The following is a 26,346-nucleotide window of genomic DNA, read 5'->3' on the forward strand; positions in this document are numbered from 1 at the left end:
AGTTGTACTACACGGCGCAACCAAGTGCCTTGTTCTGAATAAAATCCGTATCATGGGGCCATAGCTCAGCTGGGAGAGCGCCTGCCTTGCACGCAGGAGGTCAGCGGTTCGATCCCGCTTGGCTCCACCATTATGTAATTGCTTGATCCGCGTCTCGTTAGTGTTCAGAAATGAGCATTCCTACATTAAGTAGCTGAATGTTGATTTCTGGTCTTTGACTAGAAAAAATCGTTCTTTAAAAATTTGGGTATGTGATAGAAGTGACTAATTGATTACTTTCACTGGTAATTAATTTGGTCAAGGTAAAATTTGTAGTTCTCAATTGCAAATTTTCGGCGAATGTCTACTTCACGTTAGAGACAATAACCAGATTGCTTGGGGTTATATGGTCAAGTGAAGAAGCGCATACGGTGGATGCCTTGGCAGTCAGAGGCGATGAAAGACGTGATAGCCTGCGAAAAGCTTCGGGGAGGTGGCAAATAACCTTTGATCCGGAGATGTCTGAATGGGGGAACCCACCTAGCATAAGTTAGGTATCTTGCACTGAATACATAGGTGTAAGAGGCGAACCAGGGGAACTGAAACATCTAAGTACCCTGAGGAATAGAAATCAACCGAGATTCCCTTAGTAGTGGCGAGCGAACGGGGACTAGCCCTTAAGCTTCTTTGATTTTAGCGGAACGCTCTGGAAAGTGCGGCCATAGTGGGTGATAGCCCTGTACGCGAAAGGATCTTAGAAGTGAAATCGAGTAGGACGGAGCACGAGAAACTTTGTCTGAATATGGGGGGACCATCCTCCAAGGCTAAATACTACTGACTGACCGATAGTGAACTAGTACCGTGAGGGAAAGGCGAAAAGAACCCCGGAGAGGGGAGTGAAATAGATCCTGAAACCGTATGCGTACAAGCAGTGGGAGCAGACTTTGTTCTGTGACTGCGTACCTTTTGTATAATGGGTCAGCGACTTATTTTCAGTGGCAAGCTTAACCGAATAGGGGAGGCGTAGCGAAAGCGAGTCTTAATAGGGCGTTTAGTCGCTGGGAATAGACCCGAAACCGGGCGATCTATCCATGGGCAGGTTGAAGGTTAGGTAACACTGACTGGAGGACCGAACCGACTACCGTTGAAAAGTTAGCGGATGACCTGTGGATCGGAGTGAAAGGCTAATCAAGCTCGGAGATAGCTGGTTCTCCTCGAAAGCTATTTAGGTAGCGCCTCGTGTATCACTGCTGGGGTAGAGCACTGTTTCGGCTAGGGGTCATCCCGACTTACCAAAACCGATGCAAACTCCGAATACCAGCAAGTGTCAGCACGGGAGACACACGGCGGGTGCTAACGTCCGTCGTGAAAAGGGAAACAACCCAGACCGTCAGCTAAGGTCCCAAAGTTATGGTTAAGTGGGAAACGATGTGGGAAGGCTTAGACAGCTAGGAGGTTGGCTTAGAAGCAGCCACCCTTTAAAGAAAGCGTAATAGCTCACTAGTCGAGTCGGCCTGCGCGGAAGATGTAACGGGGCTCAAACCATACACCGAAGCTACGGGTTCATCCTTTGGATGAGCGGTAGAGGAGCGTTCTGTAAGCCTGTGAAGGTGAGTTGAGAAGCTTGCTGGAGGTATCAGAAGTGCGAATGCTGACATGAGTAACGACAATGCGAGTGAAAAACTCGCACGCCGAAAGACCAAGGTTTCCTGCGCAACGTTAATCGACGCAGGGTGAGTCGGCCCCTAAGGTGAGGCAGAAATGCGTAATCGATGGGAAACGGGTTAATATTCCCGTACTTCTAATTACTGCGATGGAGGGACGGAGAAGGCTAGGCCAGCACGGCGTTGGTTGTCCGTGTTTAAGGTAGTAGGCTGAGATCTTAGGTAAATCCGGGATCTTAAGGCCGAGAACTGATGACGAGTTGTCTTTTAGACGACGAAGTGGTTGATGCCATGCTTCCAGGAAAAGCTTCTAAGCTTCAGGTAATTAGGAACCGTACCCCAAACCGACACAGGTGGTTAGGTAGAGAATACCAAGGCGCTTGAGAGAACTCGGGTGAAGGAACTAGGCAAAATGGCACCGTAACTTCGGGAGAAGGTGCGCCGGTGAGTGTGAAGGGTTTACCCCGTAAGCACATGCCGGTCGAAGATACCAGGCCGCTGCGACTGTTTATTAAAAACACAGCACTCTGCAAACACGAAAGTGGACGTATAGGGTGTGACGCCTGCCCGGTGCCGGAAGGTTAATTGATGGGGTTAGCTAACGCGAAGCTCTTGATCGAAGCCCCGGTAAACGGCGGCCGTAACTATAACGGTCCTAAGGTAGCGAAATTCCTTGTCGGGTAAGTTCCGACCTGCACGAATGGCGTAACGATGGCGGCGCTGTCTCCACCCGAGACTCAGTGAAATTGAAATCGCTGTGAAGATGCAGTGTATCCGCGGCTAGACGGAAAGACCCCGTGAACCTTTACTATAGCTTTGCACTGGACTTTGAGTTTACTTGTGTAGGATAGGTGGGAGGCTTTGAAGCGTGGACGCCAGTTCGCGTGGAGCCATCCTTGAAATACCACCCTGGTAACCTTGAGGTTCTAACTCTGGTCCGTCATCCGGATCGAGGACAGTGTATGGTGGGTAGTTTGACTGGGGCGGTCTCCTCCTAAAGAGTAACGGAGGAGTACGAAGGTGCGCTCAGACCGGTCGGAAATCGGTCGTAGAGTATAAAGGCAAAAGCGCGCTTGACTGCGAGACAGACACGTCGAGCAGGTACGAAAGTAGGTCTTAGTGATCCGGTGGTTCTGTATGGAAGGGCCATCGCTCAACGGATAAAAGGTACTCCGGGGATAACAGGCTGATACCGCCCAAGAGTTCATATCGACGGCGGTGTTTGGCACCTCGATGTCGGCTCATCACATCCTGGGGCTGAAGCCGGTCCCAAGGGTATGGCTGTTCGCCATTTAAAGTGGTACGCGAGCTGGGTTTAGAACGTCGTGAGACAGTTCGGTCCCTATCTGCCGTGGACGTTTGAGATTTGAGAGGGCTGCTCCTAGTACGAGAGGACCGGAGTGGACGAACCTCTGGTGTTCCGGTTGTCACGCCAGTGGCATTGCCGGGTAGCTATGTTCGGAAAAGATAACCGCTGAAAGCATCTAAGCGGGAAACTTGCCTTAAGATGAGATCTCACTGGAACCTTGAGTTCCCTAAAGGGCCGTCGAAGACTACGACGTTGATAGGTGGGGTGTGTAAGCGCTGTGAGGCGTTGAGCTAACCCATACTAATTGCCCGTGAGGCTTGACCATATAACACCCAAACAATTTGATGTTTGTGTGTCTCTGGAAGTAGAAACACCGAAAGTTTGCGAAACTACAAAACATCACATACCCGATTCGAAGCAGCGTCCCTGACGAGGCTTCAACAAATTGCTTGACGACCATAGAGAATTGGAACCACCTGATCCCATCCCGAACTCAGAAGTGAAACGATTCATCGCCGATGGTAGTGTGGGGTTTCCCCATGTGAGAGTAGGTCATCGTCAAGCGCCTATACCAAAACCCCAGATCGTGTAAACGGTCTGGGGTTTTACTTTGTGCGCTGGAAAATGCCCGGGTGTTCGGAAGCGGCGGGCAACAGGCAGCTTCGCGGCGCCACTACTATCGCAGGTTGTTTAGCCCCGTTGCGCGGTGCTAAACAGCGCAGTCCAGAATGGGCTTGATGTTGATTTATTGCGTAGCAAGCACGACCTGTAGATAAACCTCGAACTCCTAGGTTGCTCTGTCTGGCCGACATAGAAGCGCCCTCGGCGCTGGTACAGCGAAATCGGCGATACTCGTATTTAGTGCCTTGTGGATAACTACTCGGCAGTCCCAAGAGCTCAGCAGTTGGTGCCCCCTTCATTTACATCGCGTGTAAGCCTCTGGGCCATCACACAGTGTTCAGCATTTAACACCTAGATGAGCTTGAGTTCTCCATCTCAATCCTTCAAGAAACCGCATGCAGTAGCCCGGCACATGAGCGATGCTTTACGTCAGGCACTGGTCGATATTCATGGCGTCACTATCCGCTCACCACAGCTGATATACGAGAAGCGTGCTCTGGATAGGCTACTGACAGGACGCCGCGACTGGCGGATAAACCAGGCGAAATAGCTCAATATATCGGATGGGCTGCTCGGAGGTTCGTGGAAGGTGTAGCGCTGGCTGCAGCTTGCAGCTTTCTTAAGAAGCCGGCGGACTCTAGACAGTAATGTCTATGTGAAATCGCGTATCAGCTGCTCAGGAGTGCGGCTTCGAAATGCAGTAAGTACTGACGCGAGAAGGGATAGCGGATGTTATCCACAGGTGCGTAGCAGAGCTATCAGCGGCGGCGAATAATCAGGGCGACATGGCCGGTTTGAAACGTAATCAACACGGCCATGTACGCATAGAGGTATCAGCTGCGAGCAGCTAATTGACGGGCGAGGATATTCGCCACTTGGCGTGGCTTGCAATTGAAATAGGCGGAGTTTTTGGCCCAACGCTCACTCGGGTGCCAGGCAAAGAGAAACTGCCCGCCTTGGAGTTGATCAACGACCATGCGCGCCACCTCAGGGCGTACAGCCGGGCAACCGAGGCTACGGCCAATCCGGCCCTGGCTGCGTACCAAAGCTGGGTCTACATAGCTGGCACCATGGATCACGATGGCTCGCTCACGCGCAGAGTCATTAAGGCCGGGTTCGAGGCCGTCCATGCGTAGCGAAAGCCCGTGTTTGCCTTTATAGCTCTCAGCTGTGCGGAACAGGCCGAGGCTGCTCTGATAGCTGCCCACCCGATTGGAGAAGGTGCTTGCCGTGCCTTCACCCGACAAACGGCCGTGAGCCACGTAGTCATTGAGCAGCAATCTGTTTTTGTTGAGATCGAAAATCCACAGGCGTTTCGCCGCCGAGGGTTTGGAAAAATCGATTACGGCCAGACGCCGCGCCGGGTCTGCACCGTTATTCACTGCGCATTGCATGGCTGCAATGGCGTGTCTGACTGCTTCACGGTTTATACCGGGGGCAGCTTTGACCAGTGAATTAACCAGTGTTGCCTGGTTCTTATTAGTATTTGCCGCTAACAGCGGCCCGCAAAATACCAGCAGCCCTGCCAAACAGAGCCGACTCAGCCATACAGCCATAGACCATTTACCTCTAAACGCATTTACTCCCGGACATCCTGTCCTTCATCTTCTGATGACTCGCTTATACTTATTAACTCGGTCTCTGCCGAGATTGATTCGTACGGCTAAGGATGGAGCGCATGTTGATCAAAAAACGCACACTTTACCTGATTGTGGCGCTGATGCCCTTGCCATTGGTCAGTCATGCTGTGACGCTTCCGCCGATAGACGGCGCTGATTTGCGGCCCATGATCCAGACGCTAGCTTCTAGCTGCGCCCCTTTGCCTAAGAGCTTAGACGAATCTGCAATAAATCTGCTCACAATGTTCTATGAGCGCCGCCAGGGGCAGCCCGCGTGGTCGAATGAGGCCAGTACGCAGGCATTACAGCAGCAGATGAACCAGCTTGCCGATGACGGCCTGCAACCTACCGATTATCCGTTGCCGAGCGTTCCGCTGAACGCGAGCGTCAACCTGCGTGACTGCGCGGACTTACTCACCAGTCATGCCTATCTTCGTGCTTTGCAGGATTTACGCTACGGGCGCTTATACAGCCGGCAACTCGAGCCGCTATGGCGCGCGCCAGAGGTCAACATGAGGCCCGCGGCAGAGGTCACAATACTGCCGATAGCTTTGGCTAACACCGAGCAGCCGGAACACGCGTTCAGCGCCGCACGGCCTCAGCTTGAACAATATCAGCGCTTGCGAGTTGCCTATGCGGCGCAGCGCACTCAACCATTGGCGCAATGGCAGCCTATTCCCGGCGGGCCGCTACTGCGTCCTGGAGCTTTTGACCCGCGCGTGCCGGCGTTGCGCGAGCGGTTGAATGCAGAGGGTTACACCACCGGCGAACTTGCCGAGACGGCAAACCAGTTTGATCCCGGTACTGTTTCGGCGCTGCAGATTTTTCAGAGCCGCCACGGCTTGCAGGATGATGGTGTACTGGGCCCGGCGAGTATCAATGAGCTGAACGTCTCGGCACTGACCCGGCGCGACCAGTTACGCATCAACCTGGAGCGTCTGCGTTGGCTGGCATATGACCTCGAGCATGCGGTCGTCGCCATCAATGTGGCCGGTGCTGAAGTGATGATCATGCAGGATGGCAGCGAAGTGTGGCGCAGCCGTACTCAGGTTGGACGCGAATCGCGCAAGACACCGCTGCTGGTTTCGCGCATCAACCGCCTGACACTCAACCCCACATGGACGGTGCCTCCGACGATCTGGCGAGAGGACAAGCTGCCAGCGATTCGTAATGACATCGGCTACCTCGCCCGCCATCAGATGAACGTTTACGATCGGCAGGGTAATCGGCTTGATCCCTACAGCATTGACTGGTCTTCGCCGGGCGGGGTGATGTTGCGCCAGGAAGCCGGGGTCAACAATCCATTAGGGCGTGTGGTGCTGCGTTTCGACAATCCATTTGCTGTGTATCTACACGACACCCCCAGCCAGAGCCTCTTCAATAAATCTCCACGGGTGTTCAGTTCCGGATGCGTACGCGTCGAGGCCATCCAGACCTTGCTCAGCAAGATCCTCGATAGCGATCACTACGATACTGTTCAGGCGCGAATTGCCAAGGGCCGAACCAGCCAGTATCGCTTGCCTGAGTCGTTGCCGCTGGTAATCGCCTATTGGACAGCAGAAGTCGGCGATGATGGTGTGTTGCGCTACTTGCCGGATATGTACGGCAACGACCCCGCTTTGGTGCGCGCTCAGCTAACGAGCCAGAAGCCGAATTTAGCGGGCCGATAATCTCCCGGCTGGACGCAAAGCATCAATCGGGAACACAAATTACCTGGTTGAGTCTTTGCAAACTCTGCTGCGCTTGCAGCCGCCCCTACAAAATACTGTGCTGGCAGTTTTGGCTGGGAGTCTGAGCAAGCCGGCGCTGTAGTTTCACTCCCGATACCCGCGAACATCCAGATCTGCGTTGCCGTTGACCGGCGGCGACAAGAGGTGTTTTGTCTGTGATTTTTGCCCAGATCAAGCAATATCCTACGATGCCTGTAAGGCATCATTAATTGCCAAATTGATATTATACAGATCATATTCAACGTTCTAACGTTGCATTGTCCTGTGTGCAGTGATGTGCGTGGAGGCCTTAAAGGTCACCATTGCGCTCGCTCAAACACGTGGTCTGTATAACAACAATTGCTCCAAGACTTGCGTTCAACAATTTGCAAAAAACGTCTATCTGCCATTCAAAAAATAAGCATATGTAGAGGACTAAAAATGGAAAGTACATTCCATGGAGTAATGGCGTTTGCCTTGCTCGCCAGCATGCTGCTGCTAGGCAGTATCTTGCGCAATCGTATTGCTTTGTTCCGCAGCTCTCTTGCTCCAGCGAGCATCATTGGTGGTTTGCTTGGTTTCATCTTGTTATCGCTGGGCTTGATCCCAGGCTTTACGGCCGATGACTTTCAGGCGCTGACCTTTCACTTTTTCACGCTCAGTTTCATGTCGCTTTGCCTCACGGGTAAGAGCAAGAATGCCTCGCTATCTGGTGGCAGTGTGGTGCGTGGCGGGCTATGGCTTACATTCATCTGGACCATCAGTCTTGGCCTGCAGGGCGTGATCGGCTACTTGGTCATTGTTGGCTACGATGCTGTGACCGGCTCTGATGTCAGCGCGTGGCTAGGGGCGATTGTTACGCATGGCTTTACCCAAGGGCCAGGTCAGGCGCTGACGTACGGCGGCATCTGGGAGCAGCAGTATGGCATTGAGAATGCTGCCCAGGTGGGCATGATCTACGCATCTCTTGGCTTCTTGGTGGCATTCCTGATCGGCGTGCCGGTGGCGAAAAAATTCATTCGCAGCGGCCTCAATGCCAACAAGGCTTCAAACATCGGTGAAGATTTCAAGTCGGGCTTCTATAAAGACGAGCCGGCCCCGACATGCGGGACAATGGTTTCGCACCCTGCCAATCTCGACTCGCTTGGTTACCACATCGGTCTGCTGGGGATTGCGTACCTGATCACCTACGTTTGGCTGAGCTTTATCCAGACTCAGGTCGAGGGAATAGCGTTCGGCGGCATCAATCTTTCGGTGCTGTTTAGCTTCAATATGTTCTTTGTGCACGGCCTCGGGGTCTGCGTATTGATGCGCATGGTTATCGACCGTCTGGGTTTATCGCATCGGGTGGATGATGAAACGCTCAAGCGGATCACCGGCTCCTCGGTCGACTTCATGGTAGTCGGAACGCTGATGAGCATTCAGTTCGCCGTGCTTTATGAGCTGTTGACGCCAATCATGCTTGTCACGGTGGTGGTGACCATTGCCACTCTTATTGGTTGCTTGCTGCTGGGCCGGCTCAGTGGTGCTCTCGGTCGAGAGCGTGCACTTACCGCATTTGGCTGCTGCTGTGGTTCAACCGGGACCGGTTTGCTGCTGCTACGCATGATGGATGCTGACTTCAGCACTTCTGTGCCCAAGGAACTGGCGTTTTTCAATCTGGCCATCGTCTTTACCAATTTCCACATCCTGTTTTTCTTTGCGCCTTTGGTGCCCTCTTTAGGTGGCTCGATGTACATGCTGGTCTTCGGCGGTACGGCGCTGGTCTTCCTTGCGGGCATTCCTCTGCTAATGATGCGCCGCTCGGCTGCAGCTATCACACCATCACTACGGGTTAAGGAGTCCCTGTCATGAGTATCACGGTCTTTGCTGCCAAACGCATTTTGACGATGAATCCGTCCCAGCCTGAAGCCACGCATATTGCAGTGCGCGATGGTCGGGTTCTGAGCGTTGGCCCGCTGGAGTCAATGAGTGAGTTAGGTGAGTACACCCTGGATCAACGCTTCGCCGAAAACATAATTTTGCCGGGCTTTGTTGAGGGTCATAGCCATGCGCTTGAGGGGGCCATCTGGAGTTATCTGTATCTTGGCTATTTTGACCGGGTCGATCCTGAGGGCGTGAAGTGGTCGGGTGCCAATAGCATTGCAGCCATGCAGCAACGGTTACGTGAGGGCGCTGCTGAGTTGCCTGCTGGCGAGCCTCTTATTGCGTGGGGTTTTGACCCGGTGTACTTCGAAGGTGAGCGGCTCGATCGACGGGTGCTTGATGCGGCGGTGAGTGATCGTCCGGTAGTGGTCATGCATGCCAGTTTGCATGTGATGTCGGTGAATACACAGATGCTTGAGTTGTCCAGCCTGCATCAGCATGCGGGTGTCGAAGGCATCATGCTCGACGCTGCGGGTGTACCCAATGGCGAGCTGCAAGAAATGGCAGCAATGCACGCCGTGTTTGAAACCCTGGGCGTCAACTTGTTCGAAGCCGTGTCTGCACCCAGCACCTTGCATCGTTATGGCAAGGTCGCACGAAATGCCGGGGTCACAACAATCACGGATCTGTATAACCCGCTGACCGATGAAGGTATCGCGGCGTTGCAGGAAGTGACCTCTGCTGATGATTTTCCGGTGCGCTTGGTGCCGGCGATGAGTGCACTGGCGTGGACTCCGGAACAGGGTGTTGAAAGGCTCAGCAACTGCATCGAGTTGAATCACGACAAGCTACATTTCGGCTTGGTGAAAATGATGACCGATGGCTCCATTCAGGGTTACACCGCGCGCATGAAGTGGCCCTACTATCACGATGGTCACCCCAATGGCATATGGAACGCGCCCCCGGAAGCGCTGCAGAAAATGGTGCAGGTTTATCATCAGGCGGGCATGCAGCTACATATTCATACCAATGGCGATGAAGCCGTTGAGTTGATGCTGGATGCGCTCGAGGCGGCTGTGGATATGTGGCCGCGTGCCGATCACCGGCACACTCTGCAGCACTGTCAGGTGATTGATCACGCGCAGTTGCGACGCACAGCCAAACTCGGTTTGTGCCTGAACATGTTTGCCAACCACTTGTATTACTGGGGAGATATTCACCGCCAACGCACGCTTGGCTTTGAGCGCAGCCGCAGGCTTGAACCTCTAGCCTCAGCCCGTCGCCTGGGTATTCCTACTGCCGTACACAGTGATGCCCCCGTTACCCCGCTAGGGCCGTTATTCACCGCGTGGTGCGCAGTCATGCGCGAAAGTGCTTCAGGCGCGGTGCTCGGCGAGCAGGAGCGGGTCAGCGTTGCCGAGGCGCTTGAAATGATAACGCTGGGCGCTGCCTATACCTTACGACTCGATCATAAGGTTGGCAGTTTGGAGGTTGGTAAATTCGCCGACATGGTGGTGCTTGAACAAGATCCGCTGGCGATAGACCCAGCGCAGTTGCGTAACGTTCGGGTACTCGCCACAGTGCTTGGAGGCAAGGTTAATGCAGACACCTGAGCCTGTTCCCTTTACAGTGATAACCGGCTTCCTCGGGGCCGGTAAAACCACGTATCTGAATAACCTGATCCGCGAGGGTTTACCCCGCGACAGCCTTATTGTGGTGAACGATTTCGGCAGTATTAACATTGATGCCGAGTTGATCGAGTATCGTGATGAGCGCATTTTGCAGTTAGGCAATGGCTGCATCTGTTGCACGCTGGGCGGAACGCTTGCCGAGCAACTGGCACAGGCCGTGCGTTTTCAGCCGCGCCCCGCGGCTATCTACGTGGAGGCCAGTGGAGTTGCGGAGCCGGCACGTATTGCCGATATCGCCCGGGTGTCTTGTCATCTGCGCTTGGCCTCAGTGGTCTGTCTGGTTGATGCCAGCCAGGTCACTCGCCATGCCAGTAATCGTTACACTGCGGATGTGTGGCAGGCGCAGGTTGTTGGGGCCGATCAGCTGCTGGTTAATCGTATGCCGCCAGCGCAGTCGGCTGAATATGAGCAGGTTTTCAGTGTGCTCAAACGCCTTAATCCGCACGCCACGTTTAACGGCACTGAATCGCATATCAACGACCGAGAGATACCGTCAGCGCCTGCCAGACCACTTTTTTCGGTGGCAAACACTCAGCAGACCGCGGGGCTATGGGACTCTGTGAGCCTCAGTTACAGCAACGCAATTGATGGCGATCGGCTCGAGCAATTACTGTCTGAGTACGCTGATGTCGTAATGCGTGCCAAGGGCATTCTGAAGAGGACTGACCGACCTGTGTTGCAGGTATTCCAGCTCAGCGGCGGCGTTGCTTGTTGGCTACCTGCGCGGCGTGCGCCCGCAGCGAATCAGTTAGTTTGTATTGGTATCAAGGGCACGCGTTTCGAGGCGCTGGCCTCGGCTTTGGCACAACTCGATGGAGTCCTGATCTCTGGCGAGCAGCAGTCTCATCTGGCTAGCTCCCAACAGGGGGGGGCACGTCCAGCTGCGCGGCTGCAGAATACTGTCTGAGATACTCAATGAATTTTTCCTGAACCGGCGTGATGTCGGTATTAATCCACGCCGCGAGGGTACTTATTCGGGTATCCACATCCTGCAGCGGAATCAGTACGACGCCTTTGCGGTTGTAGTTACTGGCGGTTTCGAGGTGGATGGTGACGCCAATATTGGCTGCCACAAAGCCAAATATACCCTCGCTGTTGAATGCTTCCTGGGCGACTTGTGGCAAGAATCCAGCCTTGATGCAAAGTGCATCGAGGTGGCGCCGATAGAATGACCAATGGCTCATGCCGCCTAAAATAAAAGGCTCTTTAGCCAGCTCGGAAAGGGCGATTTGCGATCGGCCGGCAAGTGGATGACGCTCAGAGAGTGCGGCCACAAAGCGATCGCTTTGTACCTCCAAACTATCAATGTTTGGCTCAGACAAGGGGCCAGTGATGAAGGCAAACTCAATCGCGCCTTCTTTCAAGTGTTCGAGCTGGTGTTGAGTTGAGCCGAAGATCAGCTCGGCCTTGATCTCGGGATGACGGCGATGAAAGCCGTCGAGGATTGAGGGGAGCTTTCCCGATACGGCAAAGTCGGTATAACCGATACGCAGTTGCCCGATTTGCCCGGCGCCGGCCTTGCGTGCCTGCTCCACCGTGTTCGCGAGTTGTTCGAAGATTGTCCTGCTGCCCGCCAGGAAAACTCGTCCGGCTTCAGTAAGCTCAACCCGGCGATTGCTGCGCAACAACAACACCTCGCCCACTGTATCTTCAAGCTGCTGGATGGTTCTGCTCAGTGCAGGTTGCGCAAGATTCAGTCGTTCAGCTGCGCGACGAAAATGCAGCTCTTCGGCAACGGCCTCAAAGGCCCTTAAGTGGCGTAGATCAATGCGCATGAGTAATACCTTGAAGGCATCAGGCTGATTCGACTGATCTTATACAGGTAACGCCGTGTGCTCTAGTTGAGCTTGCCTATCAGGCGTCAGTCATAACGCCCCCAGAGATATTTAACCGTGCTCTCGCTCGCTTCGCAGTCATCTGTGCACGGCATCTGATCGGGGTCGTAACCTTCGGGCAGGTTGGTGAAGTCCAGAAGGGTGCTGCCGGACCACACTGTACTGCCGGGTGTGCGCAAGGCGGCGACTGTGACGCTGCCATGCACTTTGGTGCTGCCCCCGGTGGTTAACAGGTTGCCGGCAACAACGCTGCCGTAGACATCGTTGGATGCGCCCAGATTGATATCTCCGCCGACGTAATCACTGCCGCTGTAGCTGCCTGCCATGAGCGCCACATTACCAATCGGCTGACTGGTAAATACCCCGTTGCTGCAGAATGCTTGCGGAGAGTAATCAGCAAACAGACTGCTAATAGTCGTGCCTTCGAACTGGTTGTTGCAGATGGGGCTTTGTCCGGCATAGTTCACGGCATACAGCGTGGTGGAGCCTGAAGTATTGATGTTCCCGGTAGCGACCATGGTATTGAAATAGGTGCCGTTGGTTACAGCCAGGCTGCCTTCAAACCACAGCACACCGGGCGCGAAGCCGACGCCGGCCAAGGTCCATTTGCTGTCCTTTGAACTGTAGGAAATGCAGCCGTTGTAGGTTGAGTATCCCTTGCAGATAGTCTTGTAGGGCGTTGCCGGCGCAGTGCAGGTTGCGGTGTTGTTTTTGCCCGCGGTGACTTCAGTGCACAGGTAATCCTTGTAACCGCCGTTTTTATAATCGCCGAGAAAGTAGGTACCGGGCGCGATACCGTTATAGTTTTTTACCGTGACTGTGCGAAGGCCGTCCTGGTTGATTTCAAAAATCAGATTGGCCTGTGATTTAAGTGCGTATGCATCCACAGTCGGCTGCTCAGAGCTGTACTCGGTCACCGCAGTTACTGTGATTGGTGATATTTCAGCGGTATGGCCGCTGACGACTTTCACACCTGGGCAGTTATTCCAGCTTGGGCAGCTTTTGCTACCGCCGATGGTGCCTGCGCTGACATTGCCGCCAGTCGACGTCAGGCTGCCGCTGGCATCCACCCGTGAGAGCGTGCCGTAGGTGATTGAGACATTACCTTGTGAGGTGACGCTGCCAGCGCCTGCGCCGGTCATCGTGACATCGCTCAGCGCGTAGATCGCCGCATTTGGGCCGCCGTTGTATTGCACCCAGGCATTGCTCTTGATCTCACTGGCACTCGCCGAGCTGGTCCAGCTCACATAGCCTTCGGCCAATACCGTGTCGGCGCGGGCGCTGCCGCCAGAGAGTGTGACATTGCCTTGGCTCTCTATGGACGTCGCTGAACTGCTGCCACCGGAAAGTAGAACATCACCATTGGCGCGAATGGTTCCCGCCTTGGTTCCGCCGCTCAGCGTGACATCGCCCATGGCGGTAATCACGTCGACATTGGCTGAGCCTGACAAGGTGACATTGCCATTTGAATGGATACGCTCAACGCTGATGCCGGAGCTTATATTGATATCGCCGGTGGCCTGAATAGTCTGTACGCCGCTGACCGAACCGCTCAGGTTCACCTCGCCGTCGACATTCATGACAACGTTTTCGCCACCTTTGACGGTGATGTTGCCGCTGACATTCAGGTCGCTGTAGATATTGATGTCACCCAGCAGCGCTTGAGAGCCTGAGCTGCCAGGTTCTACTTCGAAGGTGACCACTAATGTCGATGTGGTTTGCGCCGCGCTGCCGCTGGCAGCGATACCGGTAATAGAAACGGGGATCTGGTATGCACCGGCGTTTTCGATTACCGGGCCGGCAATCTCGGCCTGCAGATTGTCGACGCCAGTAATGGCCAGCTCGCCGCCGAGTGTTGCCAGTGTTTCGCCATCCAGCCCTGCCAGATAACTGCGAATATATTCAACACCGCCCCACGCGCGCTGCTGAGCTTGCGTCGAGGCATGCACGGCGAGAGTTTTGTCCTGTGCACCGCGAACGCTGTACATCACGCTGGCCACAACCACGGTCAGCGCCAGCCCGGTCAGCAGCATCAGCAAAATAGTCGCCACGCCGCGCTGACGTTTCAGGCTTGAGTGATCACGCGAAAAACTGTTCATTTAACAACCTGAGACTGTGAAATTCCGGGTAAGCAAATATCGGCAATCTGGCGTGCGTGCTTGGTTTCGGCGGAGTCAGCAAAGGTGCTGGTTCCGGCGCTCAGAGAAACCAGAACCGCACTGGCGCTGGTGCTTTTTCCATACGGCCAACAGGTGGCAAGCGCGGCACTCATGGCAACGGCTTGCTCGTCATTGAGCGTGTTTTCAGCGATCAGCTGAACGCCATTCCATGCGGCGCCTGAATAGGCGCTGGCAGCGCTGCATGGAGTCGGTTGGAGCAAGGTCAGGCCGCCATTTTGGGCGAGTAGACCAGAGCATCGGTAACCCGCGCCGGAGATGTCAGCGCCCCAGATAATGGCGTTGCCCTCGGAGCCTGGGCTGGCGCTGGTGATGGTCAGTTTGTTGCCGTTCAGATTGCCGTCAGCAGTAAGAGAAGCATTGGTCAGAATCACCAAGTCGTTATTGGCAGTTGCGCCTGGAATCGCAAAGCCAGCACCTTGCAGCTCCATCTCGGCTGTCAGCAATGCCGACGAAACCTGGCCATCCAGCGTGGAGCGCACAATGGAGTCCGCCGCGTTGTGGACCAGAGTTTTATACAGCGACATCATCCCTAAAATGGCGATGGATGAGATCAGCAGCCCGACCATCATGCTTATCAGGGTAAAACCAGCTGAGCGACGCATGTTATTCGCCTACCTTCAACACACCACCGAAGTAGTTGTTGGCGCTCGGTGGAGTGGCCAAAACTACCGCTTTGGGCGGATTGGCGATGGCGACACCTTGTACGGTGACCGTGGTGTTTGAGCACTGTACGTCCAGCGCCACATTGGTCTCATTTGGCGGTAGCAGGACAACTGCCTTACTGGCTTCAACGTCGCACAGGGAAGGCCCGTAACGCTGAAGCAGGCTGCGCATTTGGCTGATTGCCAAATTGCCGGCATTCGCTTGGCTGTGGCTGACTTCGACTTTGCTGGCGGAATAGACCAAGCCTAATCCCACGATGCCCATCAGCAAGGCGCCAATCAGGGCTTCAAGTAAAACATCACCGCGTTGGCGTGATTGTGGGATATGGCGAGCTGCCTTAAATGATCGGGACCTCGATAGCATCCTGACCTCCCGTAGAGACCGTGATGGAATTGGCTGCCGCCGTAGCGCAGCCAGACTGATTGACCGCAAGGCCGCGGTTATCCATGGCCAGGCATTGGAAATCCGCCCCGCCAACCTGCACGGCAACACCTTCAGGGACTTTCGCCGACCAGATTGAGTACGAGCTGTTGCTGGGTGAGCAACTGAATGTGCCGGCCTTGTCCTGGCGGACCAGCGAGAGCGTGTCGTTGCTCAGGCACAGTGCGGCGGCGGGGCTTTCAAGGCCGACACCACCCGGATTTCTGAGGGCCGTTGCCTTAGCCCGTGACACGCCCTGTTTGAGTAGGTTGGCGGTTTCAAGCTGGCGTGCGCTGCTGCTCCAACCCATTGTGAGTGGCACAGCGGCGAGCAGAATGACCGACATGACAGTAACCGTCACCATCAGCTCTACCAAGGTAAAGCCGCGTACTTTTACCATGATGTCACTCCGGGGCAGCCGCTGACCGTGCGAACATTTTGATTGTCGAGTGACATCACACAACTACTGAGATTGCCTGACTTACCTGTGGCGGTCAGCGTATAGGTCGTGGTTGTCGACTCGCTTGTGTAAGTGAAATCACTCTGAGCTGGCGCCCATCCTGTGAACAACGCTTTGGTTTGTGCGGTGCTGGTTGTTGTAGCTACCGGGTAGGCCAATTGGCGTTGAAAGGCGTTTTCGAAATTCAAGGCCAGGGCGGCAAGATCGGATTGAGCGGCGTTAGCCTTGCTCTTGGTGATGTAGGAGTCATACGCAGGAAGCGCGATAGCTGCCAAGATTCCGATGATTGCAATGCTGATAACGAGTTCAAGCAGGGTGAAGCCATTCCGCGTAAGTCTTTTCACGCGTGAATACCCTCCATGCAGAAAAATGTGAAGCAGTTCACATTACACAAAAAGCGCGGAAATTTCAAGAAAACGCCAAAATACAGGCGTCAACTAGGTGTGAAGTGAGAGGTGCGAGTGGTGTTGATCGTACTTCGTACGACCGAGCTTTATGGATCGTCGCACAAGGACGTTAAGCCTCCCTGTCATGCTGTCGAATGCTCAGTTTCACTCGATCCTGCGTTGCAGGGTATTGGGTGTGCGCGTTGCTACAGGCGCAGGATGATCTCCGTTGCTGTGCACGCACGGCGCATATGTGTGATTAAGAGGTCACCACTGGCCATCTAGTTCGCGGTGGGTGGCATCGCGCACGCTGCTTGGATAATCGCTGCTCATGTACCAGACAGCGGGATGGCTGGTGGCTGATAGTCCGCGCCGCGCCGGTGGCATATCGGTGCGCATCAGCAAAATCACGTCACTGCTCGCCCAGGCGTGCCGGTACCAATAGTGGTGGCCGCTGATGTCGAAGCCACGGCGCTGGTGGTCGTAGGACAAGTCCAGCACGTTGACGTTGTTCAGATGGTGGCTGTGAGTGAAGTTGTAGAGTGGCTGGCTCGCGCTGTCTGTACCCACACGCACACCACCCGGCATCAGCCAGTGGGCGTAACGCAGTGCATCGTCATTGTCGCTGGTGGTGATCAGCACCTGCTCGGCCATCAGGCTGACGCTGGGCAGGCGCTCTTCGAAGGTTTCTTCTGGCACGTCGGCAGCGGCAAACACAGTGGCGCCGATGCGAAAACGGGTTTGCAGTTGGGCGTGGTCCAGGCCCGGATAGTCCTGCTGCAACTCATAAAGCGCCTTTGAGAGCACGCGGCCCCCAGCGCTGTAGCCGATCAGATTGATGCGTTCAGCGGCCGTGTGAATTCCCAAAAACTGAATCAACCGTGCCAAGGCCGTGCTCGACTGCCTCGCCCGGTCTACATCAATGCCCAACAAGTAACTGGCGATGTTCTGATGGCTTGGCCACGAAAACGCAAGGCCGACGAAATCCCTGCCGGCAAAGTGATCCACCTCTGCGATCAGCTCACAGGCATTGGCAAAATCGACTTTGGTGCCGTGCACGTAAACGATGATTTCCTTGTCCTGCGCTTTTTCCAATTCCAGATTGATCGCGTCGGCGTAGGCCTGCAATGCGGGAGGCAGTGGCGCTGGCGGCGGCGCGTCCAACGCCATTTCCCCCTGCGTTACTACCTCCTTGAGTTGCAGCGGGATGTCGCTGGCACGCCTATCTGTTCGCGAGGCCAGATAAAGTTCGTCCCATGAGTCCTGGTCCGACCCCAGGCGCACAACAGCCTGGCCTACGTAGAGGCTGTTTGCGACCTCATTACCGTAACGGTCTTCTCCTTCGGGGGCGCGGTTGGTGGCAAAGAAAACGTCTATCGGTGGCTGCCGGGCACTGTCCTGCAAATGCGCGAATGGATCTATGGCACCGTCCAGATAAATAACCGGCGTGCTCATCAACGAAAGCGGTGTTGGGCTGCTGCAGCCTGCCAGAAGCCAACTCAGGGATAGCAGAGACCAGCATGTGGATAAACGCAAAATAGGTACCACCGGACAAGAAAAGGCAGGAGCCGCCGCGCACGATTAAATTGTTTGTGTGGAATTGCGGCTGCCATTGTTATTTCGACATCTAAACCAAGCATAGCCGAGCGGGAACTGAGGGTCTTCGGAGGGTGGCGCAGTTGAACCAAGCAATAGTCTATTGCTACTGAGCCGGAGATGGCACCGTGACTCAATAAGGAGCAGGCAATAAAAAGGCCCGGTATTCAACCGAGCCTTTTAATATGGCGCACCAGGCGGGATTCGAACCCACGACCCCTGCCTTCGGAGGCCAATGCGGTACAGGTATTTAGGTTGGCGGCAAAGGTTCAAAAATGCCTCTAAGTACCGTCCTGCAAGGCTTTGGCCTTATCTCGCTGCCTGCAGTTTATAGCTCTTAGCGGTATCTAAGGGTGGTTATCTCGGGCACAAAAAACGAAATGGGCCCCAGCGATTTTGACACCTAGCCAGCCCCTAGCTCGTCCTGCCGCCTTCTCACCGAACCTGAATTTCGACAAGCGGCTGGCGGCCTACGGGCAGCGACTTAGCCCAGCATGGTCATAGGTATTAACACCATCAGTAAGGCCTGCCGCTTTGGGCTTCCCCCGCGTCCACACAAACCCGTTTTGTTGCCCTCTGCTGTTGCTTTTACATATAAGCAACCCAGGAGTGCGCAGGCCCCAACGTTAGCGATGCTTTTCTGGTGGAAGACTCTACCCTCGCAGGGGCCAAGGCCGTGCAAGATGCGTCGAGGTTAGTGCGGCAGCTAGCTCACTCGTCCTTGGCGTTTATCTCGGCGGAGACCTTGCCAAACGACTCCCAGTGGCCAACCAGCTCATCCACGCGATCAGGAATGCGCGGTGACTTACTGAGCACCAGACAGCGGGTTGTACCCACGTACTCCTCAAGGAGGTAGAGCGTGTCCCCAACGTCGACGCCCATCTCCTGCAGAACGTCGTCGGGTAGGCGAATAGCACCGTCGCCTTCCCAGTCCTCAATCACTACATGATTCCGCATCGTGACCCCAGGAAACGGTTGAATGGGTGTCCGCAGGGGGAAGCAACGGCGAGCCGTTGCCAGCGAAGTCCCGCGGCACAGGCCGACAGAATAGCAAAAAGCTCCTGGGCTCAAAGCGCTGTAACGACGCCGCCTGTCATCTCTAGCCGCAGCTTCTGACATTTGAACTCGCCCCAGGCCTGCCAGCTACCACCGCCGTTGTTGAGCTGAAAATCCCGCAATACCACCGGGGAAATTCACTATCCCCATGCCACACTCAGCTAATCCACCAGCAGCTCACTGATAGGTTATCGAGACTTCGCTCTGTAGCCACCGTGGCTGCACTCGATTACCGCAGAATGTCGGTGGCAGTCCTGCAAAAACCACTGAGCCGCCACAAGCGCTCACTGGGACACCTTCGCCGAACTAGCCAAATACACCCTCGTGACGACAGAACCCTCCACCAAATCGCCAATATCCAACATGCGCCCCCGGAATAAATCGTTAAACCTCGACTGGCCTGGCCTTTCACTCACTCTATTCAAATGACACCGCCCCTGCGGACCATTAAACGGAGCCCACCCGCCAGGACAAATACGTATCATGAGGCAGCGGGTTAGCTTGGTAAGCTCGCTCTCAGACAACCTTTGTCGATGTGGCCGTCATGGAAGAAAGCGCGCAACAGCGTTCAGAACGCTATGTATCCGCCCGCAGCCAGCACCCCGCGTGGCTTTTGCTTGCCTCGCGGCGTGCTCCGCTCGTATTGGGCTGCCTGCGCACGCTGTTCGAGCGGGCGCATGATGGGATCCCCATGGAGGATGCGCTGCAAGCGCTGTCCGAAATGCTGGCTGCTTATGCCAGCCAGGAGCTTTACGAAATCGACCCGGATGCAACGCATCTCCAAGCAGGTCGTGAACTTCGTGAATGGATCAAGCGGCGTCTGGTCGTAGAACGAGAGGGTCGTATCTATGCAACCGACGCGTTGGAGTCCGCCATCCAGTTCGTCGATTCGCTGGATAGTCGGATCATGACTTCCACGGCATCTCGCCTTTCGGTGGTTCAGCGCGAGATCGAAAACCTGGAAACGGGTCTGAACCCCAGCCCAACTGGCCGTATTGCCAGCCTGCGCCGCCGAATCCAGGATTTGGAGCACGAGCTAGCGCAGGTAGAAGCTGGCCACGTCGTCGTGCTGGATGAAGCGCAGGCGATAGAGGGCATACGCGAGGTATATAACCTGGCCACCAGCCTGCGCGCAGACTTTCGACGAGTTGAAGACTCTTGGCGCGAGGCGGATCGCGCCCTTCGACACTCCATCATCAGCGAGCAGTCTCACCGTGGAGAAATCGTCGATCGGTTGTTGGACGGGCAAGATGCTCTACTCAACACTCCGGAGGGGCGTGTCTTCGAAAGTTTCCAGCAGCAACTGAGGCAGTCCGCTGAGCTGGAAACCATGCGTGAGCGCTTGCGCACCATCCTTCGTCATCCAGCGGTTCCAAAGGCGCTGAATCGTCCCCAGCAACGTGAGCTGCGCTGGCTGGCGTTACGCCTGGTTCGGGAGTCGCAGGCTGTGCTCCAAGCGCGCGCCCGAAGCGAGCGCGATGTTCGTGGCTTCATGAAGACGGGGCTGGCCGCCGAGCATCATCGCGTCGGACAGTTACTCAACGACTTCTTCAATCTAGCGCTCAGCGTCGACTGGCAACGCCAGTCAGAACGCCGTAAGCCTGCATGTTTACCACCAGTTGGCGTAGCCATTACCGGTGTCCCAGCAATCGAGCGTCTCCGCTTCAAGACTCTGGATGACGATGATACGGGCGAGCTGGATCTGAGTTTGAAGCCTGCGGGGTTGGAGCAGATTGATGATGACTTCTGGGATGCCTTCGACGGGCTGGATCGTGAAGCGCTGATTCATGACACCCTGGCTGTGCTGGTGGAGCAGGGTCGCCCCGTGAGTCTCGTGGAGCTTGCGTCTTTGCTTCCACCTGTTCACGACCTGGAAACCTTTGCGCTCTGGCTGGCGATGGCGCGCGAGGCAGGTATCGAGGTGCTGACAGAGGAGCGTCAGCTCGTGGAGCTAGTTGACGAGGATGAGCAACGCTGGCGCTTCAATCTGCCTTATGTCGGACTCGACCACGAGGCACTCAAGGACATCGATTGGGAGTTGTGAGCATGGCAGGGATCTTCGATCGAATTGCAGGCGCCTCTGGCACCGACGAAACGGAGCTGACGGTGGAGCCCATGGCGTTGGATGACGGCATGGATGATGAACAGCCTCTCATGAGCGCCGCTGTTCAGGTCGATGAGCGCCGGACGCCGCAACGGGTACGTGAGGCCGTACAGGAAATGCTCAAGTACGGGCTGCTGGAAGAAAGTCACAAGCCCAACCTGTATCGCTCAGCGCTTTCCAATATCGAGGCGGTCGACAGAATTCTGGAACCCCTCGACCTTGTCATGGGGGTCGACGAGGTTCGGGGGCTGGTGTTTGTTACCGTTCGCCAGGGCGAGGTAGCCGAGCAGGATGACTGGTCGCACCCCCTTGTGCGTCGGCAAAGGCTGAATCTGGAGCAGTCCCTGCTGATAGCCATTCTGCGACAGCATTTCATTGCGTACGAACAGGAGAGCGGTACGGGCGCCAGTCAGGCACTGGTAGCGGTTGATGAGCTGATTCCCCAATTGCAGGTTTACCTGGGCGAACTGGGCAGCGAGGCGAAGGAGCGCAACCGCATCATCACACTGCTGGATCAGCTCAAGGGGCATGGTCTGGTGTCGGCTCTGGACGCTCATGATCGCGTCATCATCCGCCCCATCATTACCCACTTGGCCAACCCGGAGAACCTGCAGGCACTCGTGGCTTGGCTGCGCGAGCAGGTGGAGGGCGCGGCTACGCCGGCTGCCGGTGCTGAGGAGGACGAGGCGTGAAGCAAGCACTACTCTGGCGTGACAGCGAGACCTTCATTCTCAGCAGCATCGAACTCTATAACTGGGGCGGCTTTCAGGGCTATCACCGTGCCGAGATCGATCCTTCCGGCACCGCCGTGATCGGCCCGACGGGGAGCGGTAAAACGACGCTGGTGGATGCTCTGATGACCTTGCTGTGCGCCAACCCGCGCTACAACCTGGCCTCCACGGGTGGACATGAAAGTGACCGGGATCTGGTGTCCTATGTGCGCGGCGTCACCGGCCCTGGGGACGGAGGTGTAGAGCAATCTCATGTCGCTCGCCAGGGTAGGACGGTAACCGCCATTGCAGCCACGCTCGAGCGTGACGGTACGCAGGTTCGGCTGGGCGCTGTGCTCTGGTTCGAGGGCACAAGCTCCTCGGCGTCCGATCTGAAAAAACTTTGGCTGTTAAGCGAGTCCCCCGAGCAGACTCTGGAGTATTGGCTCAGCCAGCATCACTCAGGCGGCATGCGGGCTCTGCGTCAGATGGAGAAGGATGGGACTGGTATCTGGCCTTATCCGAGCAAGAAAGCTTTCTTGGCCAGGCTCAGGGATTACTTCGAGGTCGGTGAAAACGCCTTCACTTTGCTCAACCGCGCTGCCGGCCTGAAGCAGCTCAACAGTATTGATGAGATCTTTCGCGAGTTGGTGCTGGATGACCGCTCCGCCTTCGAGCGGGCTGCCGAGGTCGCCAGTAGCTTCGATGATCTAACTGACATCCACCGAGAGCTGGAAACCGCTAGAAAGCAGCAGCGCTCATTGCAACCGGTCGCCGATGGCTGGGAGCGTTACAGGGCCTTGCAAGAACAGCTGCAAGATAAACAAGCCCTCGAAGGCATCCTTCCAGTCTGGTTCGCCGAGCAGGGGTATCGCCTATGGTTGGCTGAAACCAACAGGCTTGAGACGGAGTACAAACAGGCCGAACTGGATCAGGAGCAATGCAGGAGTCAGCTTGAGATCCAAAAGGGTGTGGTCGATCAACATCGCCAGAGCTACCTGCGAGTAGGTGGCGCAGGGATAGATCAATTACGCGGGCGCATTGCTGATTGGGTCCGCGAATGCGATAAGCGACGCCTGAAAGCCGAGCAATACCAACGCTTGGCCAAGGGGCTTGGACTAGCGGATGAGTTATCGGCCGCTGCTCTCAAGGAGAATCAGCAGCAGATCGCGGCACGCCTGGAAATACTGACCCAGCAAATTACTGACACGCGTCAAAAGGCGTTCGATGCAGGTCTCGTTCAGCAGGAACTCAATGGCCGCCTGCAGCTCTTACAGCAGGATCGTGCTGAGGTTGAGAGACGGCCAGGCTCGAACCTGCCCGGGCATTTTCATGCTTTTCGAGGTGATCTGGCGCAGGAGCTTGGCGTCGATGAGTTGGCCTTGCCTTTCGTTGCCGAGCTGGTGCAGGTCAAGCCCGAGGAACTGACCTGGCGGGGTGCCATCGAGCGGGCAATCGGTAGCCACCGGCTCCGTATCCTGGTGCCGCAGGGCTCATCCCAGAACGCACTGCGTTGGGTGAACCAACGGCATAACCGCTTGCATGTGCGCTTGTTGGAGGTAAAGGAGACGTCGTCGCGCCCTGTGTTCTTCGACGATGGGTTTACCCGCAAGCTGAGCTTTAAGGAGCATCCGTACCGAGAAGCTGTAAAGGCACTACTGGCGGACAATGACCGCCACTGCGTCGAAAGCACGGAGCAATTGCGTCATACCCCTCACGCCATGACAGCCCAGGGGCTGATGTCGGGTAAAGAACGCTTCTTCGACAAGCAGGACCAGAAGCGCCTGGATGAGGACTGGCTTACCGGCTTCGATAACCGCGACCGTCTGGCCTTCTTGGCTGAGCAGATTCGCGAGGTCAATGAACAGCTCGCGCCTGCCAAGCTGGCCCTGGATTCTGCCCAAGGCGATGTACGTCAGTTGGAGAATCAAGCTTCGCTGCTGCAACGCGTCGAAGAGCTGCAATTCGAGGATATTGATCTGCCGGGCGCCGAGCGTCAGCTGCAGTCGCTGCGTACACAGCTAGACACCCTGACGCGCCCCGACTCCGACCTTGCCATGATCAAGGCCGAACTGGATCAAGCCGAGGCGCTGCTGGACTCTCAGGATCAACAGTTGCAACGACTGATCGAGCAGTGCGTGCAGTTGAGAACTCAGTTCGAGCAGGCCGCATCCGCTACCCGTAAGGCCTATCGTGGTGCCGAAAAAGGGCTGAACGATACGCAGCGTGAACTGGCGCAAACGCATTTCCCGACCCTGACGGCAGATGACCTCGGCGATATTGTCGAGCTGGAGCGCCAGCATACGCGTGAGCTGCAAGGGCAGCTCAAAGCGCTCGGCGATAAACTCGGCGATCAGAAAACAGAGCTAGCCAAACGTATGTCCGACGCTCTGAAGGTGGACACCGGGGCGCTTGCGGAGGTCGGGCGAGAACTGGTGGACGTACCCAGGTATCTGGAACGTCTTCGCGTGCTGACCGAGGAAGCCCTGCCCGAGAAACTCAAGCGCTTCCTGGAATACCTCAATCGTTCCTCGGATGACGGCGTCACCCAGTTGCTCAGCTATATCGACCATGAAGTCTCGATGATTGAGGAGCGCCTGGATGACCTGAACAGTACGATGCAGCGTGTCGACTTTCAGCCCGGACGCTATCTGCGCTTGGTCGCGAAAAAGGTCATCCATGAAAGCCTTCGCACCTTGCAACACGCTCAGCGCCAATTGAACTCGGCGCGTTTCATCGATGATGAAGGCGAGAGCCATTACAAGGCATTGCAGGAGCTCGTTGGGCTGCTTAAAGACGCCTGCGAACACAGCAGAAATCAGGGAGCCAAGGCACTTCTGGATCCGCGCTTCCGCCTGGAGTTCGCGGTATCGGTGATTGATCGCGAAAGCAGGAATGTCATCGAGACCCGAACAGGTTCTCAGGGCGGTAGTGGTGGCGAGAAGGAGATCATCGCCTCCTATGTGCTGACCGCGTCCCTCAGCTATGCGCTCTGTCCCGACGGCAGCAGCCGGCCGTTATTCGGCACCATCGTGCTCGACGAGGCGTTTTCGCGCAGCTCCCATGCGGTTGCCGGTCGGATCATAGCGGCGCTGAGGGAGTTCGGCCTGCACGCTGTCTTCATCACGCCCAACAAGGAAATGCGCCTGTTGCGCCATCATACGCGTTCGGCAGTCGTCGTTCATCGGCGCGGCGTGGAATCCAGTCTGGTTTCCCTGAGCTGGGAGGCGTTGGATGAGCATCATCAACAGCGCATCAAGGCCATGTATGAAGTCGCCCACTGAAATCGGCCGCAACCTGGCCAGGCAGTGGCAGCGCTCCAGCGTCCGCCTGGCGCGCTTGCTCAATCCCGATAGCTGGCCGCAAAGCCTCAACATCGGCAAGCCTTCGGCACGCCTGTTCGCTGACAACATTCAGGCAGTGCTCCGCCATGTGGAGAACTGGCGGAGCGTGAAGGTGGGTAAGGTCGACTGGGAACCTGTCAGCTACCGAGCTGGGCTGGACCCCATTCCCCTGCCGACGCGCTGGCATCTGCGCACCCCCTCCGAATGGATTGCCGCGACCAATGATCCGAGGATCTGCGAGGAATACGCTCAACTCGAGTATCTGGTCGAGCAGGTCGACAGTACCTTCCATGCGCTGCTGGTAGCGCAACGCAGTCTGTGGCTGGCGAAGCCGTCTGAAGAAGTCGTAGCCACGGCGCAACTCGCCACCCGGTTGTCGTCAGGCTGTGCCCGAGGCCGTCCACTGCGCCTGCTTGCAGAGCACGGCGTAGACACCAAGTTTTTTGAGCGCAACGCCAGCTTGCTGACCAAACTGCTCGATGAGCGCTTCGAAGGCGCGGCGTCCGAGCAAGGCCTGACAACTTTTCTGGACGCCTTTGAAGAAACCAGTCACTGGGTTCTGGTCGTTCCTCTTCAGCCTGAGCTGTTGCCCTTCAAGCGGCTTAGGCTCACTACTGCGGAACTGGCCGAGACCGCACTTCCCGGTTCACGATTGCTCGTGGTGGAAAATGAGCAATGCATTCACTTGCTGCCTGAAACCTTACCGGACACCTTGGCTGTACTGGGCTCAGGGCTCGATCTGCAGTGGTTGGCGTCTGCGCAACTGACCGGGAAACAGATCGCATACTGGGGCGACATGGATACCTGGGGCCTGCTGATGCTTGGGCGAGCGAGACTCCATCAACCAGCAGTCGAAGCACTATTGATGGAGCAAGAGCTGTTTGAACAGCACTCACCGGTGAGCGCAGTCGTCGAGCCGACCAAAGCTCAGGAGTCGGCCCCACCTGGTTTGCTGGCTGACGAAGCGGACTTCTATCGGTATCTGCTGGTGCAAGAACGAGGACGACTTGAGCAGGAGTACCTGCCAAAGGAACAAGTTGAGCGCGCTATCGAGCAGTGGGCTCGAAAGATCCCTGTATAGAGCGGCTGGCGGTGGGCTCAATAGCCCTGTAATCCTGAGACCGCCTACCCTTA

17 protein-coding genes, 1 tRNA gene and 2 rRNA genes are annotated in these 26,346 nt (G+C 56.0%); 11 read left to right on the top strand and 9 right to left on the bottom strand.

The features are described from left to right. Positions 1-54 precede the first annotated feature (54 nt). From PMYSY11_RS00550 to rrf, 3 genes are all read left to right on the top strand, one after another. Positions 55-130 (top strand) — tRNA-Ala (locus PMYSY11_RS00550). A gap of 257 nt (positions 131-387) precedes the next feature. After that, positions 388-3,277, top strand: a 23S ribosomal RNA gene (locus PMYSY11_RS00555). 123 nt (positions 3,278-3,400) lie between these two features. Then, positions 3,401-3,516 (top strand): 5S ribosomal RNA (gene rrf / locus PMYSY11_RS00560). 890 nt (positions 3,517-4,406) lie between these two features. Here rrf and PMYSY11_RS00565 read toward each other — a convergent pair. Continuing rightward, positions 4,407-5,129 (bottom strand): murein L,D-transpeptidase catalytic domain family protein, encoded by a 723-nt coding sequence (locus tag PMYSY11_RS00565; RefSeq protein WP_150548036.1) that lies wholly within the window; start codon positions 5,127-5,129, stop codon positions 4,407-4,409. A gap of 122 nt (positions 5,130-5,251) precedes the next feature. Between PMYSY11_RS00565 and PMYSY11_RS00570 the strand changes: the two genes are divergently transcribed. The 4 genes from PMYSY11_RS00570 to PMYSY11_RS00585 all read left to right on the top strand — a co-directional run bounded on the left by PMYSY11_RS00570 (position 5,252) and on the right by PMYSY11_RS00585 (position 11,365). Beyond that, complete coding sequence (locus tag PMYSY11_RS00570) at positions 5,252-6,862, top strand: L,D-transpeptidase family protein (protein WP_239655514.1); 1,611 nt, start codon at positions 5,252-5,254, stop codon at positions 6,860-6,862. A gap of 411 nt (positions 6,863-7,273) precedes the next feature. Then, positions 7,274-8,755 carry a sodium/glutamate symporter gene (locus PMYSY11_RS00575; RefSeq protein WP_239655515.1) on the top strand — a complete coding sequence of 494 codons (1,482 nt, stop codon included), beginning with the start codon at positions 7,274-7,276 and terminating at the stop codon, positions 8,753-8,755. Beyond that, entirely contained in the window at positions 8,752-10,380 is a 1,629-nt protein-coding gene (locus PMYSY11_RS00580) for an amidohydrolase (RefSeq protein ID WP_150548037.1), read from the top strand. The genes PMYSY11_RS00575 and PMYSY11_RS00580 overlap by 4 nt, the downstream gene beginning before the upstream one ends. Beyond that, complete coding sequence (locus PMYSY11_RS00585) at positions 10,367-11,365, top strand: CobW family GTP-binding protein (protein WP_150548038.1); 999 nt, start codon at positions 10,367-10,369, stop codon at positions 11,363-11,365. The genes PMYSY11_RS00580 and PMYSY11_RS00585 overlap by 14 nt, the downstream gene beginning before the upstream one ends. On the opposite strand, the gene PMYSY11_RS00590 is transcribed toward PMYSY11_RS00585, so the two are convergent. The 8 genes from PMYSY11_RS00590 to PMYSY11_RS00625 all read right to left on the bottom strand — a co-directional run bounded on the left by PMYSY11_RS00590 (position 11,310) and on the right by PMYSY11_RS00625 (position 18,955). Then, entirely contained in the window at positions 11,310-12,233 is a 924-nt protein-coding gene (locus tag PMYSY11_RS00590; RefSeq protein ID WP_150548039.1) for a LysR family transcriptional regulator, read from the bottom strand. The genes PMYSY11_RS00585 and PMYSY11_RS00590 overlap by 56 nt on opposite strands. 86 nt (positions 12,234-12,319) lie before the next feature. Further along, complete coding sequence (locus PMYSY11_RS00595; protein ID WP_150548040.1) at positions 12,320-14,392, bottom strand: DUF342 domain-containing protein; 2,073 nt, start codon at positions 14,390-14,392, stop codon at positions 12,320-12,322. Next, positions 14,389-15,075 carry a PilW family protein gene (locus tag PMYSY11_RS00600; protein WP_150548041.1) on the bottom strand — a complete coding sequence of 229 codons (687 nt, stop codon included), beginning with the start codon at positions 15,073-15,075 and terminating at the stop codon, positions 14,389-14,391. The genes PMYSY11_RS00595 and PMYSY11_RS00600 overlap by 4 nt, the downstream gene beginning before the upstream one ends. 1 nt (position 15,076) lies before the next feature. Beyond that, positions 15,077-15,499 carry a type II secretion system protein gene (locus PMYSY11_RS00605; RefSeq protein WP_150548042.1) on the bottom strand — a complete coding sequence of 141 codons (423 nt, stop codon included), beginning with the start codon at positions 15,497-15,499 and terminating at the stop codon, positions 15,077-15,079. Next, positions 15,474-15,956: a pilus assembly FimT family protein gene (locus PMYSY11_RS00610; protein ID WP_069902220.1), complete on the bottom strand. Its 483-nt coding sequence runs from the start codon at positions 15,954-15,956 to the stop codon at positions 15,474-15,476. The genes PMYSY11_RS00605 and PMYSY11_RS00610 overlap by 26 nt, the downstream gene beginning before the upstream one ends. Next, the gene (locus PMYSY11_RS00615; RefSeq protein ID WP_090514457.1) at positions 15,950-16,360 is read right to left on the bottom strand and encodes a type IV pilin protein; all 411 of its coding nucleotides are present in this window, start codon (positions 16,358-16,360) and stop codon (positions 15,950-15,952) included. The genes PMYSY11_RS00610 and PMYSY11_RS00615 overlap by 7 nt, the downstream gene beginning before the upstream one ends. Positions 16,361-16,669: 309 nt before the next feature. Next, positions 16,670-17,857 (bottom strand): alpha/beta hydrolase, encoded by a 1,188-nt coding sequence (locus PMYSY11_RS00620; RefSeq protein ID WP_150548043.1) that lies wholly within the window; start codon positions 17,855-17,857, stop codon positions 16,670-16,672. Between the two features lie 852 nt (positions 17,858-18,709). Continuing rightward, positions 18,710-18,955, bottom strand: coding sequence for a hypothetical protein (locus PMYSY11_RS00625; RefSeq protein ID WP_023103838.1), 246 nt, complete (start codon positions 18,953-18,955; stop codon positions 18,710-18,712). 643 nt (positions 18,956-19,598) lie between these two features. Here PMYSY11_RS00625 and PMYSY11_RS00630 point away from each other — a divergent pair. From PMYSY11_RS00630 to PMYSY11_RS00645, 4 genes are read left to right on the top strand one after another with little or no spacing between them, the layout of a single operon-like run. Then, complete coding sequence (locus PMYSY11_RS00630) at positions 19,599-21,098, top strand: DUF3375 domain-containing protein (RefSeq protein ID WP_150548044.1); 1,500 nt, start codon at positions 19,599-19,601, stop codon at positions 21,096-21,098. A 2-nt stretch (positions 21,099-21,100) separates the two neighbouring features. Next, a complete protein-coding gene (locus PMYSY11_RS00635) occupies positions 21,101-21,850 on the top strand; it encodes a DUF4194 domain-containing protein (RefSeq protein WP_172970648.1) in 750 nt (249 codons plus the stop codon). Further along, on the top strand, positions 21,847-25,152 hold the full coding sequence (locus PMYSY11_RS00640) for an ATP-binding protein (protein WP_150548045.1): 3,306 nt from the start codon (positions 21,847-21,849) through the stop codon (positions 25,150-25,152). Before PMYSY11_RS00635 ends, PMYSY11_RS00640 begins: the two co-directional genes overlap by 4 nt. Then, positions 25,136-26,293: a Wadjet anti-phage system protein JetD domain-containing protein gene (locus PMYSY11_RS00645; protein ID WP_049247716.1), complete on the top strand. Its 1,158-nt coding sequence runs from the start codon at positions 25,136-25,138 to the stop codon at positions 26,291-26,293. Before PMYSY11_RS00640 ends, PMYSY11_RS00645 begins: the two co-directional genes overlap by 17 nt. The last annotated feature ends 53 nt before the right edge of the window (positions 26,294-26,346 follow it).

It is taken from the genome of Pseudomonas marincola (genome assembly GCF_900682675.2).
Classification (GTDB): domain Bacteria; phylum Pseudomonadota; class Gammaproteobacteria; order Pseudomonadales; family Pseudomonadaceae; genus Aquipseudomonas; species Aquipseudomonas marincola.

What these genes read in the sequence shown, in the direction of transcription:
- PMYSY11_RS00565 (WP_150548036.1), bottom strand. Translation starts at nt 5,129, where the DNA reads ATGGCTGTATGGCTGAGTCGGCTCTGTTTGGCAGGGCTGCTGGTATTT.
- PMYSY11_RS00570 (WP_239655514.1), top strand. Translation starts at nt 5,252, where the DNA reads ATGTTGATCAAAAAACGCACACTTTACCTGATTGTGGCGCTGATGCCC.
- PMYSY11_RS00580 (WP_150548037.1), top strand. Translation starts at nt 8,752, where the DNA reads ATGAGTATCACGGTCTTTGCTGCCAAACGCATTTTGACGATGAATCCG.
- PMYSY11_RS00585 (WP_150548038.1), top strand. Translation starts at nt 10,367, where the DNA reads ATGCAGACACCTGAGCCTGTTCCCTTTACAGTGATAACCGGCTTCCTC.
- PMYSY11_RS00590 (WP_150548039.1), bottom strand. Translation starts at nt 12,233, where the DNA reads ATGCGCATTGATCTACGCCACTTAAGGGCCTTTGAGGCCGTTGCCGAA.
- PMYSY11_RS00595 (WP_150548040.1), bottom strand. Translation starts at nt 14,392, where the DNA reads ATGAACAGTTTTTCGCGTGATCACTCAAGCCTGAAACGTCAGCGCGGC.
- PMYSY11_RS00600 (WP_150548041.1), bottom strand. Translation starts at nt 15,075, where the DNA reads ATGCGTCGCTCAGCTGGTTTTACCCTGATAAGCATGATGGTCGGGCTG.
- PMYSY11_RS00605 (WP_150548042.1), bottom strand. Translation starts at nt 15,499, where the DNA reads ATGCTATCGAGGTCCCGATCATTTAAGGCAGCTCGCCATATCCCACAA.
- PMYSY11_RS00610 (WP_069902220.1), bottom strand. Translation starts at nt 15,956, where the DNA reads ATGGTAAAAGTACGCGGCTTTACCTTGGTAGAGCTGATGGTGACGGTT.
- PMYSY11_RS00620 (WP_150548043.1), bottom strand. Translation starts at nt 17,857, where the DNA reads ATGAGCACGCCGGTTATTTATCTGGACGGTGCCATAGATCCATTCGCG.
- PMYSY11_RS00625 (WP_023103838.1), bottom strand. Translation starts at nt 18,955, where the DNA reads ATGCGGAATCATGTAGTGATTGAGGACTGGGAAGGCGACGGTGCTATT.
- PMYSY11_RS00630 (WP_150548044.1), top strand. Translation starts at nt 19,599, where the DNA reads ATGGAAGAAAGCGCGCAACAGCGTTCAGAACGCTATGTATCCGCCCGC.
- PMYSY11_RS00635 (WP_172970648.1), top strand. Translation starts at nt 21,101, where the DNA reads ATGGCAGGGATCTTCGATCGAATTGCAGGCGCCTCTGGCACCGACGAA.
- PMYSY11_RS00645 (WP_049247716.1), top strand. Translation starts at nt 25,136, where the DNA reads ATGAAGTCGCCCACTGAAATCGGCCGCAACCTGGCCAGGCAGTGGCAG.